The 766-nt window shown below is 66.1% G+C and carries 1 protein-coding gene; it reads right to left on the bottom strand.

Annotated features, from left to right (window positions below; translation table 11 throughout):
- A partial coding sequence (locus ACK6AU_RS32010; protein WP_409303776.1) for an AMP-binding protein occupies positions 1 to 766 on the bottom strand: 766 nt, incomplete at both ends.

Here is a 766-nt window from a genome sequence, read left to right as displayed (position 1 = left end):
TCCTGCAGGAAGGCCTGCAGCATCGACGGCACGAAGTGCAGGGTCGTGACCTGCTCACTGTTGATCAGGCTGACCAAGCGGGCCGGATCGCGATGATCCCCCGGCGCCGCCACCACCAGCCGCGCGCCCGTCATCAGTGGCCAGAAGAACTCCCACACCGAAACGTCGAAGCTGAACGGGGTCTTTTGCAAGACCGTGTCGCCAGCCCCTAGGCCGTAGGCCTCTTGCATCCAGCACAGGCGGTTGAGCAGCGCCGAATGCCGGTTGCCGGCGCCCTTGGGCTGGCCGGTGGAGCCCGAGGTGTAGATCACGTAGGCGAGGTTCTCGCCATCCAGGGCGATCTGCGGATTTTCTTCGCTGTAGTGTTCCAGCCAGGCTTCCCCCTGCTCCAGCACCAGGCTGGACAGCCCCTGGGGAATCGGCAGCTGCTCCAGCAGATGCGCCTGGGTCAGCAGCAATTTCACGCCGCTGTCCTCGAGCATGTAGGCCAGGCGCTCGCGTGGGTATTCCGGGTCCAGCGGTACATAGGCGCCACCGGCCTTGAGCACCGCCAGCAGGCCCACCACCATCTCGATCGAACGCTCCACCGCCAGCCCCACCAGTACATCCGGGCCGACCCCGGCCTGGATCAGGCGATGGGCCAGGCGGTTGGCCCGGCGGTTGAGTTCGGCATAGCTCAGGCGCTGCTGACCAAAGACCAGGGCCGGGGCTTCGGGAGCCAGGGCTACCTGTTCCTCGATCAACTGGTGCACCTGGCGTTGCAGCG

It is taken from the genome of Pseudomonas sp. KCJK8993, from assembly GCF_046230915.1.
In the GTDB taxonomy this organism is placed as follows: Bacteria; Pseudomonadota; Gammaproteobacteria; order Pseudomonadales; family Pseudomonadaceae; genus Aquipseudomonas; species Aquipseudomonas piscis.
This window is presented reverse-complemented; position numbering and strand designations above follow the sequence as displayed.